General features: G+C 70.0%; 13 protein-coding genes. 9 read left to right on the top strand and 4 right to left on the bottom strand.

Annotated elements, in window-relative coordinates:
* Positions 1-356 precede the first annotated feature (356 nt).
* Positions 357-980: a hypothetical protein gene (locus ACFWHU_RS09490; RefSeq protein ID WP_385791363.1), complete on the bottom strand. Its 624-nt coding sequence runs from the start codon at positions 978-980 to the stop codon at positions 357-359.
* Positions 981-1,151: 171 nt separating this feature from the next.
* Entirely contained in the window at positions 1,152-2,795 is a 1,644-nt protein-coding gene (locus tag ACFWHU_RS09485; protein ID WP_387224521.1) for a glycoside hydrolase family 20 protein, read from the bottom strand.
* 143 nt (positions 2,796-2,938) lie between these two features.
* Here ACFWHU_RS09485 and ACFWHU_RS09480 point away from each other — a divergent pair, with 143 nt between their 5' ends.
* The 6 genes from ACFWHU_RS09480 (at position 2,939) to ACFWHU_RS09455 (ending at position 7,820) form a co-directional block, all read left to right on the top strand.
* Positions 2,939-3,568, top strand: a complete 630-nt coding sequence (locus tag ACFWHU_RS09480; protein ID WP_387224520.1) for a 2-oxo-4-hydroxy-4-carboxy-5-ureidoimidazoline decarboxylase — start codon at positions 2,939-2,941, stop codon at positions 3,566-3,568.
* A 170-nt stretch (positions 3,569-3,738) separates the two neighbouring features.
* A complete protein-coding gene (gene sdhC / locus ACFWHU_RS09475) occupies positions 3,739-4,119 on the top strand; it encodes a succinate dehydrogenase, cytochrome b556 subunit (protein ID WP_078075423.1) in 381 nt (126 codons plus the stop codon).
* 4 nt (positions 4,120-4,123) lie between these two features.
* On the top strand, positions 4,124-4,615 hold the full coding sequence (locus tag ACFWHU_RS09470; protein WP_381794744.1) for a succinate dehydrogenase hydrophobic membrane anchor subunit: 492 nt from the start codon (positions 4,124-4,126) through the stop codon (positions 4,613-4,615).
* A gap of 20 nt (positions 4,616-4,635) precedes the next feature.
* Positions 4,636-6,390, top strand: a complete 1,755-nt coding sequence (sdhA, locus tag ACFWHU_RS09465) for a succinate dehydrogenase flavoprotein subunit (RefSeq protein ID WP_385791370.1) — start codon at positions 4,636-4,638, stop codon at positions 6,388-6,390.
* Positions 6,390-7,169, top strand: coding sequence for a succinate dehydrogenase iron-sulfur subunit (locus ACFWHU_RS09460; protein WP_385791372.1), 780 nt, complete (start codon positions 6,390-6,392; stop codon positions 7,167-7,169). Before sdhA ends, ACFWHU_RS09460 begins: the two co-directional genes overlap by 1 nt.
* 123 nt (positions 7,170-7,292) lie before the next feature.
* Positions 7,293-7,820, top strand: coding sequence for a hypothetical protein (locus ACFWHU_RS09455; protein ID WP_385791374.1), 528 nt, complete (start codon positions 7,293-7,295; stop codon positions 7,818-7,820).
* Here ACFWHU_RS09455 and ACFWHU_RS09450 read toward each other — a convergent pair.
* A complete protein-coding gene (locus tag ACFWHU_RS09450; protein WP_387224519.1) occupies positions 7,803-8,573 on the bottom strand; it encodes a nucleotidyltransferase domain-containing protein in 771 nt (256 codons plus the stop codon). The two genes, ACFWHU_RS09455 and ACFWHU_RS09450, sit on opposite strands and share 18 nt — an antisense overlap.
* 132 nt (positions 8,574-8,705) lie before the next feature.
* Here ACFWHU_RS09450 and ACFWHU_RS09445 point away from each other — a divergent pair, with 132 nt between their 5' ends.
* A complete protein-coding gene (locus tag ACFWHU_RS09445) occupies positions 8,706-9,395 on the top strand; it encodes a TetR/AcrR family transcriptional regulator (RefSeq protein ID WP_385791747.1) in 690 nt (229 codons plus the stop codon).
* Here ACFWHU_RS09445 and ACFWHU_RS09440 read toward each other — a convergent pair.
* Entirely contained in the window at positions 9,355-11,871 is a 2,517-nt protein-coding gene (locus tag ACFWHU_RS09440) for an MMPL family transporter (protein ID WP_387224518.1), read from the bottom strand. The genes ACFWHU_RS09445 and ACFWHU_RS09440 overlap by 41 nt on opposite strands.
* 169 nt (positions 11,872-12,040) lie before the next feature.
* Between ACFWHU_RS09440 and ACFWHU_RS09435 the strand changes: the two genes are divergently transcribed.
* Complete coding sequence (locus tag ACFWHU_RS09435) at positions 12,041-12,772, top strand: response regulator transcription factor (RefSeq protein ID WP_385791380.1); 732 nt, start codon at positions 12,041-12,043, stop codon at positions 12,770-12,772.
* Positions 12,769-14,274 (top strand): sensor histidine kinase, encoded by a 1,506-nt coding sequence (locus ACFWHU_RS09430; protein ID WP_387224517.1) that lies wholly within the window; start codon positions 12,769-12,771, stop codon positions 14,272-14,274. The genes ACFWHU_RS09435 and ACFWHU_RS09430 overlap by 4 nt, the downstream gene beginning before the upstream one ends.
* Positions 14,275-14,300: the final 26 nt, after the last annotated feature.

The following is a 14,300-nucleotide window of genomic DNA, read 5'->3' as shown; positions in this document are numbered from 1 at the left end:
ACTCAACCCGTCCTGAATCGCAGCTGGTCACTGCCGCGCGCCCCCACGCGCTCCTGCACGCTACGGCCTCTCGGATGCCCAAGTCCATAATTTGTACAACCGGCAACAACCTGCCTTCCGACCTCGGTGTGACAGAAAACGCTCTCCTGGCGCTGACATGAGTACGGGGCCGCCAAGCGTCCCCGCCGGACGACGACCGGGGCCTCTCCTGTGGGGGGTGGCGGCCCCGGTCGTCCTCTCCAGCCCCCGCGCACACCTCCGTGGCCTGCCCGTTCGCCCGCTTTCAGGCAGCGCGACGCGGCCCTCGGGGCGCATGTCGACCTGTGGGAGCACCGTGCCGGTACGGCCGACGGACCTCAGCTTCGGGCTCTGGCTCGGCGCGAGACGACGGCCCGCAGCACTCGCTGGCCCTCCGTCGAAAGATCCAGTGCCTGGCGCAAACCCGCCGCGCCGGCCGTTTCGGCCAGGATTTCCAGGATCTGGATCTGGCGGCGCAGTTCACCGGAGACCAGCGGCCCGGCGACGAACGGCCCGACGCCGGGCTCCCCGTCGGGGCCCGCGGCCACTCCCGTACGGCAGCGCTCCACCCAGCCGCTGTACGCGCCGCTCTCGACGGTGCCGGGAGCGCCGATGACCCGGTCCCCCACCACGTCGAACTGCTGGTGGATCTCCAGCGCCACGACGGAGCAGCTGTCGGACCAGCCGCGCAACGGCTCCGCCGCCCACTCGGAGGGTGCGGCGGCGAGCATCTTCCGTACGAGGATCGCCGTTTCGTCGCCGATGACGGCGGACTCCATCGCCTCCCTGGCCACCGCGAGCCGCGGGGCCCAGGTCTCCTGTCCGTCGGCGATACCGGACCAGAGGGGGCGCAACACCTCGCCTTCGTCGGCGAGCAGGGGCAGGCAGCGGTCGAGGCAGGCGACCCCGCTCGCGGCGAGGCCCCGCTCATCCGCCTGAACAATCAGTTCCACCAGGCTCATTCACGTCTCCCGTCGCGGGCAGAATACTGCTCATTACAGCGCCCGGCGGCTGAAATACGTCACTGATGGCTCAGACTTGTGGTTCGGTACGCGAGGAAGAACCGCGCGGAACCTGTTTTGTCCCGAATGACGGACCGCGCCGATCAAGCCGCTCGCGGTCCGCGCCCGTCCTCATCCGCTCACCTTGTTCGCCAGCGACTTGAACTCCGCCCAGGTGAGCCCCGGTTTCACCGGGTTCCACACCTTCTGCGACATTGCCGCCAGCGGCAGTTGGATCCCGGCGGCCACCTGGGCCGGTGTCTGCGCGTTCGCGATGTCGCCCCACACCGCGAACCGTGCGCCGAGGATCTGCTTCGAGTACTTCTCGGGCACCGGCGTCGTACCGCGCAGCACCAGCGGGGTCCACTGCTCGTAGATCCGCTGACCGGTCGGGTACACGAAGTCGTTCGGCTGGCCGAGTACGTAGTAGAGGAACTCGTCGTTGAGGTTCACCACGGACCGGCCCTCGCGCAGATAGTCCAGCGGGGGGCGCGCGCCGATCTCCTTGCCGGTCCAGTAGTCGACCTGGAGGTTCTTGTCGGCCTTGACGACACCGCCGGCGAAGAAGCCGTCGTTCCAGGCCTGGATGTCCTTCTTCTTGGGCCGGACCACGGCGGCGCGGTCGTTCATCCAACCGGTCGCGAGGTCCTGGACCTTGGCGTCGGCGCCGTACTTCTTCTTCGCGGCGGCGGCCAGTTGGGGGAAGGACGCCTCGGGGTCGCTGACCACGAGCGCCTGGTACTCGTCGGCGCCGATGTGCCAGTACGGCCCCGGGAACAAGGTGTCGTACTCGCGCAGCAGGTCGTCCACGATCTTCGCGGCGGCGGGCTGCGAGATGTCGATGGCCCCCCGGGTGGGCTGCCCGTTCACGTTCCGCAGTTGCAGCTCGGGGTGGGGCGCCATCACGGCGCCCAGATGCCCGGGTGAGTCGATCTCGGGAATGATGTCGATGTGCAGCCGCCCGGCGAGCGCGATGATTCCCCGGACCTCGGCCTTGGTGAGGTGCTGCTGGGAGACGATCTCGGGGTGCGTGTCGGAGGCGATACGGAAGCCCTGGTCGTCGGAGAAGTGCAGGCCGAGCTGGTTGAGTTTGAGGTCGGCCATCTCGCGCAGCCGGTTCTCGATCCAGCCGGCGGTGTAGTACTTGCGCGCGATGTCGAGGTTGAGTCCGCGCTGCGGGCGGTCGGGCTGGTCCTGTACGACGCCCTCGGGTATCGCCCCGTCCGCGCGCACCGACTGCTTGACCGTGCGGGTGCCGTAGAAGACCCCGGCCTCGTCGGGCCCGGCGATCCGGACGCGCCCGTCGCGTGTGGTGAGGGTGTACGACTCGGGGTCCGCCTGCTTGCCCGACTCCAGGGCCAGCTCGATGTCACCGGCCCCGGCCGCGACGGCGCCCCGGTAGTCGATCTTCAGCTCCTTGGCGAGGAGCTGCCCTTCGTCGGCCAGCTTCCCGCTGTTCTTGGCGATCACGACGGCGCTGTCGCCGGAGGGGCGCCAGCCGGATGCGGGGGCCGCCTCGAACTTCCGCACCGAGGGCACGACGTTCGGCGCCTTCGAGAGCGCGCCGCTGCCCGAGGGGGTGGGTGCGGCCGGGCGGGTGTCGGACCGCGCCGACGAGGCCTCGGACCTGGGGCCGTCCGGCGGTGCGGTGGTCGATCCCGCCGGGGCGCTGTGGTCGGGCGGGGTGGCGTCGGGCCAGGCCACCACCGTGAGGGTGACGGCTGCCGCCACTGTCGCGGCGCCGCCCACCAGTGTCGCTGGGGAGTTCCACCTCATCCGTGATCATCCCTTGCATGGAGATAGAGGAAGGAAGTAGGGCGAACGTCCCATGTCCCTGCCCATCGCGCGAGCCGAGGGCGTCCCGTCCGGGTGAAATTCGCGCATCTGTCGGGCACCCGTCATCCACCGTCGATAGCGTTGTGAAACATCCGTCCCGCCCTTATCTCCCATCACTTCCGCCACCACGGTCGGCCGATGCCGGCCACTCCCGCCAGGAGCCCACGCTGTCCAGCGATTCCCACGCCGGCCTGGCGCGCTTCAACACCGCCCCGGCCGACACCGTCGAGCACGCCCTGCTGGCCTGCTGCGGAAACCTCCGCTGGGCCCGTCGGCTCACCGACCACCGCCCGTATCCGACCGTGGACGCGCTCCTCGCCGCCGCCGACGAGGCGAGTTACGACCTGTCCCGGACGGATCTCGCCGAAGCGCTCGCCGACGAGTCGTCCGCCGACCCCCACCACGCGGCGCCACTCGCCGCCAGGACCGCGCTGCGGGCCGCGCACGCCGCGTACGAGAGCAGTTTCGGCCACGCCTTCGTCATCAGCCTCGACCACTTTCGTCCCGAGGAGCGCCTGAACCAGGTGCTGACCACAATCCGCGAGAGGCTCACCCACGATCCCGACGAGGAGCGCGCCGTCGCCGCCGACGAACTGCGCCGCCTCGCCCGCTCCCGGGTCGCGCGCCTCGTGGCCGACGGACCGCCCGCACCCCGTGTTTCGCAGGAATCCAGCGACTCCGGCCGTCCGGATAGCCCGTCCGTGGCTGTTTGACTGCCTGTTTGATCACACCGATGGGCCCCCGGGCGATCGAACCGACAAAGCGTCGCTACGATGGCCGGGGCCGGTGGACCGTACCCGGCCGGGCGCGACCGACACCACTGTGCTTCATCGAGTAGAAGATGGCGGCCGGCCCCTATTCACCGCTCCCGGAGGGCTTTTCCGTGCCGGCAGGAACGCTGTACCGCGGCCGGGAAGGAATGTGGTCATGGGTGGCTCATCGAGTCACCGGCGTCACCATCTTCTTCTTCCTGTTCGTCCATGTGGTGGACACCGCACTCGTCCGCGTCTCCCCCGAGGCCTACGACGACGTCGTAGCGACCTACAAGACGCCTCTCGTCGGCCTGATGGAGTACGGCCTCGTGGCCGCCGTCCTCTTCCACGCTCTCAACGGCCTGCGCGTCATCGCCGTGGACTTCTGGTCCAAGGGCCCGCGCTACCAGAAGCAGATGCTCTGGAGCGTCGTGGGTGTCTGGCTCGTCCTCATGCTGGGCGCCATCTACCCCGTGCTCGGCCACGCCGCTCGCGAACTCTGGGGGAACTGACCCGATGTCCGCAGACACCACCGCGACCGGTTCCACCGCCGCGATCAGTCCCGTCGAGAGCGTGAGCGTCTACGACGTCGACAACCCGGCGCCGCTCATCGAGCCGCCGCGCAAGCGCACCGCGAAGACCCCCAAGGCGACGCGCGGCAACTTCGAGATGGCCGCCTGGCTGTTCATGCGCCTGTCCGGCGTCGTCCTCGTCGTCCTGGTCATCGGCCACCTGCTCATCCAGCTCGTGCTGGACGGCGGCGTCACCAAGATCGGCTTCGCCTTCGTGGCCGGCCGCTGGGCGTCCCCGTTCTGGCAGGCCTGGGATCTGCTGATGCTGTGGCTGGCGATGCTGCACGGCGCCAACGGCATGCGCACGATCATCAACGACTACGCGGAGCGTGCCAACACGCGCCTGTGGCTCAAGGGCCTGCTGTACACCGCCACGGTGTTCACCATCCTTCTGGGCACGCTGGTGATCTTCACCTTCGACCCGAACATCCGCTGAAGCCGGGGCTGACGAGAGCAATGAAGATCCATAAGTACGACACCGTCATCGTCGGCGCCGGCGGCGCCGGTATGCGCGCGGCCATCGAGTCGACGAAGCGCAGCCGCACCGCCGTGCTGACGAAGCTGTATCCCACCAGGTCCCACACGGGCGCCGCGCAGGGCGGTATGGCCGCCGCGCTCGCCAACGTGGAGGAGGACAACTGGGAGTGGCACACCTTCGACACCATCAAGGGCGGCGACTACCTGGTCGACCAGGACGCCGCCGAGATCCTGGCGAAGGAGGCCATCGACGCCGTCCTGGACCTGGAGAAGATGGGCCTGCCGTTCAACAGGACGCCGGGCGGCACCATCGACCAGCGCCGCTTCGGCGGCCACTCCCGCAACCACGGCGAGGCCCCGGTCCGCCGGTCCTGCTACGCGGCGGACCGCACCGGCCACATGATCCTCCAGACGCTCTACCAGAACTGCGTCAAGGAGGGTGTGGAGTTCTTCAACGAGTTCTACGTCCTCGACCAGTTGATCGTGGAGATCGACGGCGTCAAGACGTCGGCGGGTGTGGTCGCCTACGAGCTGGCCACCGGCGAGATCCATGTCTTCCAGGCGAAGTCGGTCATCTACGCGTCCGGCGGCACCGGCAAGTTCTTCAAGGTGACGTCCAACGCGCACACGCTCACCGGTGACGGCCAGGCTGCCTGCTACCGGCGCGGACTGCCGCTGGAGGACATGGAGTTCTTCCAGTTCCACCCCACGGGCATCTGGCGCATGGGCATCCTCCTCACGGAGGGCGCCCGCGGTGAGGGCGGCATCCTCCGTAACAAGGACGGCGAGCGCTTCATGGAGAAGTACGCGCCCGTCATGAAGGACCTCGCCTCGCGTGACGTCGTCTCGCGGTCGATCTACACCGAGATCCGCGAGGGCCGCGGCTGCGGTCCCGAGGGCGACCACGTCTACCTCGACCTGACGCACCTGCCGCCGGAGCAACTGGACGCCAAGCTCCCGGACATCACCGAGTTCGCCCGTACGTACCTGGGCATCGAGCCGTACACGGACCCGATCCCGATCCAGCCCACCGCGCACTACGCGATGGGCGGCATCCCGACCAACGTCCAGGGCGAAGTCCTGCGCGACAACACGACGGTCGTGCCCGGTCTGTACGCGGCCGGCGAGGTCGCGTGCGTGTCGGTGCACGGCGCCAACCGGCTCGGCACCAACTCGCTGCTCGACATCAACGTCTTCGGCAAGCGCTCGGGGATCGCCGCCGCCGAGTACGCGGCCAAGAGCGAGCACGTCGAACTCCCGGAGAACCCGGCCGAACTGGTCGAGTCGCAGATCAAGCGGCTGCGTGACTCCACGGGCGACGAGCGCGTGGCGGACATCCGCCGCGAACTCCAGGAGACCATGGACGCGAACGTCATGGTCTTCCGCACCGAGCAGACGATCAAGACGGCCGTCGAGAAGATCGGCGAGCTACGCGATCGCTATCTGCGAGTGTCCATCCAGGACAAGGGCCGGCGCTTCAACACGGATCTGCTGGAGGCCGTCGAACTGGGCAACCTGCTCGACCTGGCCGAGGTGATGGCCGTGTCGGCGCTCGCCCGCAAGGAGTCGCGTGGCGGTCACTACCGCGAGGACTTCCCCAACCGGGACGACGTGAACTTCATGCGCCACACCATGGCGTACCGCGAGGTCGGCGACGACGGCACGGAGTCCATCCGTCTCGACTACAAGCCGGTCGTCCAGACCCGCTACCAGCCGATGGAGCGTAAGTACTGATGGCAACTCCCCTACTGGACAAGGTCGAGGACGAGTCCGCGACTTCGCCGTACATCACGGTGACGCTGCGGATCCGCCGCTTCAACCCGGAGGTCTCCGACGAGTCCCGCTGGGAGGACTTCTCGATCGAGATCGACCCCAAGGAGCGTGTGCTCGACGCCCTCCACAAGATCAAGTGGGACGTCGACGGCTCGCTGACCTTCCGGCGCTCCTGCGCGCACGGGATCTGCGGCTCGGACGCGATGCGGATCAACGGCAAGAACCGGCTCGCGTGCAAGACGCTGATCAAGGACATCACGTCGTTCGACAAGAAGACGGGCAACCCGAAGCCGATCACGGTCGAGGCCATAAAGGGGCTCACGGTCCTCAAGGACCTGATCGTGGACATGGACCCGTTCTTCCAGGCGTACCGCGACGTGATGCCGTTCCTGGTCACCAGCGGCAACGAGCCGACGCGCGAGCGCCTTCAGTCGGCCGAGGACCGCGAGCGGTTCGACGACACGACGAAGTGCATCCTGTGCGCGGCGTGCACGTCGTCGTGCCCGGTGTTCTGGAACGACGGGCAGTACTTCGGCCCGGCGGCGATCGTCAACGCGCACCGGTTCATCTTCGACTCGCGTGACGAGGCGGGCGAGCAGCGCCTGGAGATCCTCAACGACAAGGACGGCGTGTGGCGTTGCCGCACGACGTTCAACTGCACGGACGCCTGCCCGCGCGGTATCGAGGTCACCAAGGCGATCCAGGAAGTCAAGCGCGCGCTGATCACCCGGCGCTTCTGAGCGCGGCGCGCCCGGCGTGCCGGGCGTGGGCCCGTTTCCGTACAAAGCCGTAACGGCCCGTACGGGACGGGCCCTTTCTGTGCCAGGATTCAGTCAGACCAGTAACAGGGGAAGCGGGGAGACATGAGCCAGCCGAATCCGAACCCGAATCCGGAGGGGGACGGCGCCTACGGATGGGGCCCCACCCAGCCCGGATACGGCTATCCGAACCCGGCCCCGGGATACGGCTATCCCGGTCCCGGCGGTCAGGGCTACGACCCGACGATGGCCGGCCAGCCCGTTCCCGCCATGCAGGCGGGCGGCGGCGCACCGCTGGTGTCGATCGGCGACATCACCGTCATGAACCACGGGATCGTGACACCGTCCGGCACGCTGCCGCTGCGCGGCGCGGTGTGGAACGCGACGGACATGTCGCGTACGGAGGAGAAGATCCCGACGCACGCCATCATCCTGGCGGTCATCTTCTTCCTCTTCTGTCTGCTCGGTCTGCTCTTCCTCCTGATGAAGGAGCGCAGGACGACCGGCTTCATCCAGGTGATGGTGACCAGCGGCGGCAAGCACCACTCGACCATGGTCCAGGCCACCGGGCCGGATTCGTTCCAGCAGGTCATGGGGCAGGTCGCGTACGCGCGCTCACTCAGCAGCATGTGACGGGAGGGGCGCGGTCGTACCCGCCTCGTTCCCGGTGCCCGCGGTGCCTTGGGTGCCTTCGGGCCAGACCGTCACCGCGCGTCGGCGGTAGCCGTCCTGTTCGGCCTCCTCGACGGAGAACGTGACGGCCTGGCCCACCACCGGTTCGACACCGGTCTCACCGGCGACGGCCGAGAAGTGCGCCCATACGTCCTGCCGGAGGTTGTCGGCGTCCAGCACGCCCCACCCCTCCTCCTCGTGCCATGCGCGCACCCGGCCGGCCAGCGGTACGCCGAAGCGGTGGTGCAGGGCCAGTACGTCCCGTTCGTCGTCCTCGTCGAGCGCGTATCCGGTGTGCGAGGCGACCTGGAACTCCGGTGTGCCGCAGCCGACCCGGCGGCCCCGGACCCGCCCGCCGCCGGCCAGCGAACCCACCGGATAGGGCAGACCGCCGGGGCCGTACACCTCGACACCCCGCTCGTCCCTGCGCGTGGCGCCCAGGTCCACCCCGTGGACGTCGACCAGCCGGCCGCCCTCGTCCACCAGCACGTGGTTGTACGGCCCGTCGTCGCGGAACAGCCGGAAGCCGTGGTCACGCATCGTGCGCCCGTAGTGGCCCAGGCTCTCGGCGCGTACGACGATGTCCAGGTCCTCGTGGGGGCGGGTCTGCTCGCACAGCAGGGCGTCCACGCCCCAGCCGCCGTCGAGCCAGACCTCGATGCCCGCCCGGTCGAGCAGATCCAGGACGGCCAGCACATCCTCCGCACTCATCATGGGCCCGACTCTTCCCGATGGGGCGGCGGGCGGCATCATATTTCCGTGGGTGGGGCGGCGTGCCTCCACCGTTCGGGTCCGGACCGTGCGAGGGAAGCGGCGGGCCCCGCAGCGACGACGGACAGGACCGACATCAAGCCCTCCAGGAGCGAGCAGACCCGCACCCTCATCCTCGAAACCGCGCTGCGCCTCTTTCAGGAGAATGGTTACGACCGGACGACCATGCGGGTCATCGCCAAGGAGGCCGGGGTCTCCGTCGGGAACGCGTACTACTACTTCGCCTCCAAGGAACATCTCGTCCAGGGCTTCTACGACCGGATCGCCGCCGAGCACGAGGCGGCCGTCCGGCCCGTGCTCGAAGGCGAGAGGGATCTGACCGCCCGTCTCCGGGGCGTCCTGCTGACGTGGCTGGACATCGCGGAGCCGTACCACCGCTTCGCCGCGCAGTTCTTCAAGAACGCCGCCGACCCCGACAGCCCGCTCAGTCCCTTCTCGCCGGACTCAGCCCCGGCGCGCGAGGCCGCCGTCTCCATCCACGAGCGTGTACTGGCCGGGTCGTCGGCCCGGATCGACCCCGAACTGGGCGAGCGGCTGCCGTACTTGCTGTGGCTGACGCAGATGGGTCTCGTGCTGTTCTGGGTGTACGACCGCACGGAGGACGCCGCGCGCAGCCGCCGGCTCGTGGAGCGTGCCACACCGGTCGTCGCCCGTGTGATCGCACTCTCCCGATACCGGCTGCTGCGCCCTGTCGTACGTCAACTCCACGATCTGCTGGTGGAGTTCATGCCGGGTGCGATGGAGAGGCGGCCTCCGAAGGGGTGAGCGTCAGATCATGGATGAGCGGTTCGCCGCCGACCATGATGTGCCGGGTCCACGGCTCGTACTCCCGTGACACCACGGCCAGCAGGTACGAGCCCCCGGCGGGGGCGCTCAGGATGTACGAGCCGTCGGCGAGCGTCCCCACCCGGTCGAGCTGTTCGCCGCCGGGCGAGAGCAGGGTCAGTACGGCGTCGGCGACGGGCGCGCCCTCCTCCGTACGGACGAAGCCGTGCACGACGGTCGCGCCGGAGATGCCCTCCTCCTTGGGAAGCTCCTGAACGGGCGTCGGCGGGGCGGCCTCGGGCGGCTCGACGGCCAGATGCGGGAGCCGTCTGTCCAGCCATCCCGGCAGCCACCAGTTGGCGCGTCCGAGCAACTGCATCGCGGCCGGGACCAGCGCCGTACGCAGGATGAACGCGTCCAGCGCGACGGCGGCGGCCAGACCGACCCCGGCCACCGCCCCCTCGGTGTCACCGCTCAGCACGAACGCGCCGAAGACGCAGATCATGATGAGGGCCGCGGAGTTGATGACGCGGCTGGTCTCGGCGAGCCCGACCCGTACGGCGCGGGCGTTGTCCTTCGTGTGCACCCACTCCTCGTGCATCCGGCTGACGAGGAAGACCTGGTAGTCCATCGAGAGCCCGAACAGCATCGACAGCATGATCACCGGCAGGAACGCGGTGATCGGGCCCTCCTTGCCGAAGCCGAGCAGTTCGGCCCCCCAGCCCCACTGGAAGATCGCGACCAGCACACCGAACGACGCGGCCGCGGCGACCAGGTTCATCACGGCGGCCGTCAGCGGCACGACGAGCGAACGGAACGCGAGGAGCAGCAGCAGGAAGCCCAGGCCGATGATCGTGGCGACGAACACGGGAAGCCGGTCGGCGGTGACCGACGAGAAGTCCTTGAACACGGCGGTCACTCCGCCGACATGGGCCTCGATGCCGGAGTCGGGGATGACGTCCTCGCGCAGCCGGTCGATCAGCTGGTCGGTCCGCACGTCCTGCGGCGAGGTGGTCGGGACGACCTGGATGACCGTGACGGACAACTCAAAGGCGCCGGAGGAGCCGGTCGGGCCCGAGGGCGCGGGCATCGCGGCGGCCATCGCCACGCCGTCGTCGGCGGCGACCCGTTCGACCAGCGCGTCCACGGCCGCCTTGGTGGCCGGGTCGCCGGGGCCGCCGAGCGCACCCGTCTCCGCGACGAGCTGGAGCGGTCCGTTGAAGCCGGGCCCGAAGCCCTCGGCGAGCAGGTCGTACGCCTGCCGGGTCGTCCGGTCCTCCGGGTGGTTGCCCTGGTCGGTCGCGCCGAGCCGCAGCGACAGGACCGGGATCGCCAGCGCGGCCATCACGACGACGGCGACGGCGGCGATCGCCCTGGGGCGTCTTTGCACAGTGGCCGACCAGCGGGCGGCCGTGCCCTTGGCCTCGACGGGTTCGGGTCCCTCCGCCGCCAGTCGGCGGCGCTGCCGGCGGCTCAGCACCCGGTCACCGAGCAGTCCGAGCAGCGCGGGCAGCAGGGTGATGGCGGCCAGCACGCTCAGGACGACGGTCAGCGACGTCGCGAGGACGACGCCCTGGAGGAAGCTCATCCGCGTCACCAGCATGCCCGCGAGCGCGACGCAGACGGTGCCGCCGGCGAAGAGCACGGCCCGGCCCGCCGTGTTGAGCGCGAGGGCGGCCGAGTCCTCCGGCGATCGGCCGCCGAGAATGCCCCGGCGGTGCCGGGTGACGATGAACAGCGCGTAGTCGATGCCGACGCCGAGACCGATCAACGAGCCGAGAAGCGAGGCCACTTCGGGCACCTCGACGACATGGCTGAGCAGCAGCGTCGACATCAGCCCCGTGCCGACACCGAAGACGGCCACGGTGATCGGGAGCAGCATGGAGAAGAGCGAGCCGAAGGCGAGGAAGAGGACGACGCCCGCAGCGAGGATCCCGACCAACTCGGCCATGCCGGTGGGCGGTTCGGCGATGCGGTCGATCGCCTGCCCGCCGAGCTCCACCCGGAGACCGGCGCGCTCCGCGCCCTGCGCGGTGTCGACGACGTCCTGGACGAGTTCCTTCGGTACGGCGTCGGCCCGCTGGGCGAAGGTCACCTGCGCGTACGCTGTCCGCCCGTCCTCGCTGATCCGCGCCGCGCCGCCGGGCCCCGCTCCGTACGGGCCCGCGACGTCCCCGACACCCGGCAGGGAACCGATCCGGGCGAGCACCGGCTCCAGCCTGTCCCGTACGGCGGCGTCGCCGACGGCGCCCGAGTCGACGCGCCACACGACGCTGACCGAGTCGCCCGCGCTCTCGGGGAAGACCTCGGCCATCCGCTCGTAGGCCCGCGACGAGTCGGTGCCCGGGATGCCGAACATGTTGGCGTAGTCGCCGCCCGCGGCGCTGCCGGCCGCGCCCACTCCCGTCAGCGCCCCCACCCACAGCACCAGGACCACCAGCTTGTGCCGGTAGCACCACCGTGCCCATGCCTCCACTGTCTGTTCCTTCCGCTCGTGACGTGCCCGGCTCCGTGTCCTCCGGGTCAGGTCAGGACCCCAGAATCGGGTCGGCGCACCGGCGCGGGCGGGGTCGCGGAGGTGACTCTCAAGGAACTCCAAGGCGGCGGGGGCCGGTCGGCGCGGGCCGCGCGCGGATACTGGAGCCATGACTGCTGGAGCGATGACCGCCGGAGCCACGACGGACGCGACGGCGACCGTGCTCCTGGTCGAGGACGAGCCGAGCATCGCCGACGTCCTGACCATCGCCCTGCGCTACCACCGGTTCGAGGTGGTGGCCGCGGGGTCGGTACGGGAGGCGGCGGAGGCCGTACGGCGTGCGCGCCCGGACGTGGCGCTGCTCGACGTGATGCTCCCGGACGGCGACGGCCGCGACATCGCGCACCAGCTGAGGCTGTCGCACCCGGAGATGGCGGTGGTCTTCCTCACCGCGCGGGACGCGCCGGCGGAGATCGTCGGCGGGCTCTCGCTGGGCGACGACTACATCACCAAGCCGTTCAACGTGGACGAGGTGGTCGCCCGGCTCCGGGCGGTGCTGCGCAGGACCCGGCCGGCCGACCGGCTCGCCGTCCGGCCGCCGCTGCGGCACGGCGATCTGGAGCTGGACGAGGCGACGTACACGGTGCGCAGGGCGGGCCGCACGGTGGACCTGACCCCGACCGAGTACGCGCTGCTGCGGTTCCTGGTGCGCAACGCCGGTGCGGTGGTGACCAAGGAGCAGTTGCTGCGGCACGTCTGGCGGTACGAGCACGCGGCCGAGTCCACGGTGGTGGAGACCTACATCAGCTATCTGCGGCGCAAACTCGACGTGCACGGGCCGCCGTTGATCATGACGAGACGCGGGGTCGGCTACGGTCTCGCGAGTCCGGGCTCCCCGTGACTCCGCGCTTGCGGGTGCCGTTCCGCGGGCCCAAGCACCGTACGCGCTCGCTGCGTTCGAAGCTCACACTGGTCAATGTGGTGCTGCTCGCGCTGGGCATCACGATCGCGACCGCGGTCAGCCTCTTCGGTCTGCGGCACTATCTGCTGGATTCCATCGACTCCGAACTGACCACGTCACGCGACGGGTTGCAGCGCACCGAACTGACGATAAATCAGATCGAGTCACTCAGTTCGCTCGCCGCGATAGTGGAGAAGATCTCGCCCCGCAGGCCGGGCGCGGGCTCACTGCCGGCGCCCGACTCCGTCTTCGTGGCGGTCGACCCGCAGGGCAGGGCGCTGAACTTCGCCGGTGTCGTCCCGAGCGAGCGGCAGCGTGAACTCGCCCGTACGGTCACCGACCCGACGGCCCTGAGCCGGGAACGGGGCGTGCGCGAGGTGAAGATGGGCGGCGACCCGTACCGGGTGGTGGGAGCCCGGCTCGGCGACGGCTCCACGGTGCTGATCTCGACGTCCACCAAGGCGGTGCACAAGTCCCTGCTGCTCGCGTTCAAGTTCGACGCCGCCGTCGGCGGACTGCTGCTCGTCCTGCTCGCGCTGATCACCCTGGTGAACGCGAACCGTACGCTGCGCCCGCTCGGGGACATGGTCGAGACGGCGACGGCCATCGCCGAGGGCGATCTGACCCGCCGGGTGCCCGGCCGCCACGATCCGGTCACCGAGACGGAGCAGTTGCGGCTCGCCCTGAACGCCATGCTCCAGCAGGTCGAGTCCGCGTACGTGACGCGCGAGCGCAGCGCGGCGCAACTGCGGCGGTTCGTCGCGGACGCGTCGCACGAGCTGCGTACGCCACTGTCCGCGATCCGCGGCTATCTCCAGCTGTCCCAGAAGGGGATGCTGAGCGGAGAGGCGGAGCACGCCCGCGCGCTGGCCCGGATGACCGACGAGGCGGACCGGATGGCCCGGCTCGTTGACGAGCTGCTCACCCTGGCCCGGCTCGACCAGCGGCCGGTGCTGCGGCTGCGGCCCGTGGATCTGAGCCGGCTGGTCCGCGACGCCGCCGACGACCTGCGCGCGCAGCAGCCGGAGCGGCCGCTCGACGTGTCGGCGGCGGGCTCGGTGCTCGTCCAGGCGGACGAGTCCGGGCTCCGGCAGGTCATCGGCAACCTGCTGACGAACGTCCGTGTCCATACGCCCGCCGGCTCGCCGGTCCGGGTGGAGCTGGGGCGCTCGGACACGGGCGAGGTGCGGCTGCGCGTCCGCGACGAGGGGCCGGGGATGAGCGACGAGGACGCGGACCGGATATTCGACCGCTTCTTCCGGGCCGGTGGCGGCGGTGCGGGCAGCGGGCTCGGGATGGCGATCGTGCACGCGGTGGTGCGCTCGCACGGCGGCGCGGTGTCGGTACGGACGGCTCCGGGGACGGGCCTGACGGTGACGGTCACGCTGCCCCGGGCCCGTCCGGCGGCCGAGGACACCGCGGGTGGTCCGGTCGGCTCCTGAGGCGGGCCCGCCCGATTGTTGAGGCG

This window comes from Streptomyces sp. NPDC060366 (genome assembly GCF_042725135.1).
Classification (GTDB): Bacteria; Actinomycetota; Actinomycetes; order Streptomycetales; family Streptomycetaceae; genus Streptomyces.
This window is presented reverse-complemented; position numbering and strand designations above follow the sequence as displayed.

Excerpts from the sequence above, each read along its gene's own strand:
- ACFWHU_RS09460 (WP_385791372.1), top strand. The coding sequence starts at position 6,390 with ATGGCAACTCCCCTACTGGACAAGGTCGAGGACGAGTCCGCGACTTCG.
- ACFWHU_RS09450 (WP_387224519.1), bottom strand. The coding sequence starts at position 8,573 with ATGATGAGTGCGGAGGATGTGCTGGCCGTCCTGGATCTGCTCGACCGG.
- ACFWHU_RS09435 (WP_385791380.1), top strand. The coding sequence starts at position 12,041 with ATGACTGCTGGAGCGATGACCGCCGGAGCCACGACGGACGCGACGGCG.
- ACFWHU_RS09485 (WP_387224521.1), bottom strand. The coding sequence starts at position 2,795 with ATGAGGTGGAACTCCCCAGCGACACTGGTGGGCGGCGCCGCGACAGTG.
- ACFWHU_RS09470 (WP_381794744.1), top strand. The coding sequence starts at position 4,124 with ATGTCCGCAGACACCACCGCGACCGGTTCCACCGCCGCGATCAGTCCC.
- sdhA (WP_385791370.1), top strand. The coding sequence starts at position 4,636 with ATGAAGATCCATAAGTACGACACCGTCATCGTCGGCGCCGGCGGCGCC.
- ACFWHU_RS09490 (WP_385791363.1), bottom strand. The coding sequence starts at position 980 with ATGAGCCTGGTGGAACTGATTGTTCAGGCGGATGAGCGGGGCCTCGCC.
- ACFWHU_RS09455 (WP_385791374.1), top strand. The coding sequence starts at position 7,293 with ATGAGCCAGCCGAATCCGAACCCGAATCCGGAGGGGGACGGCGCCTAC.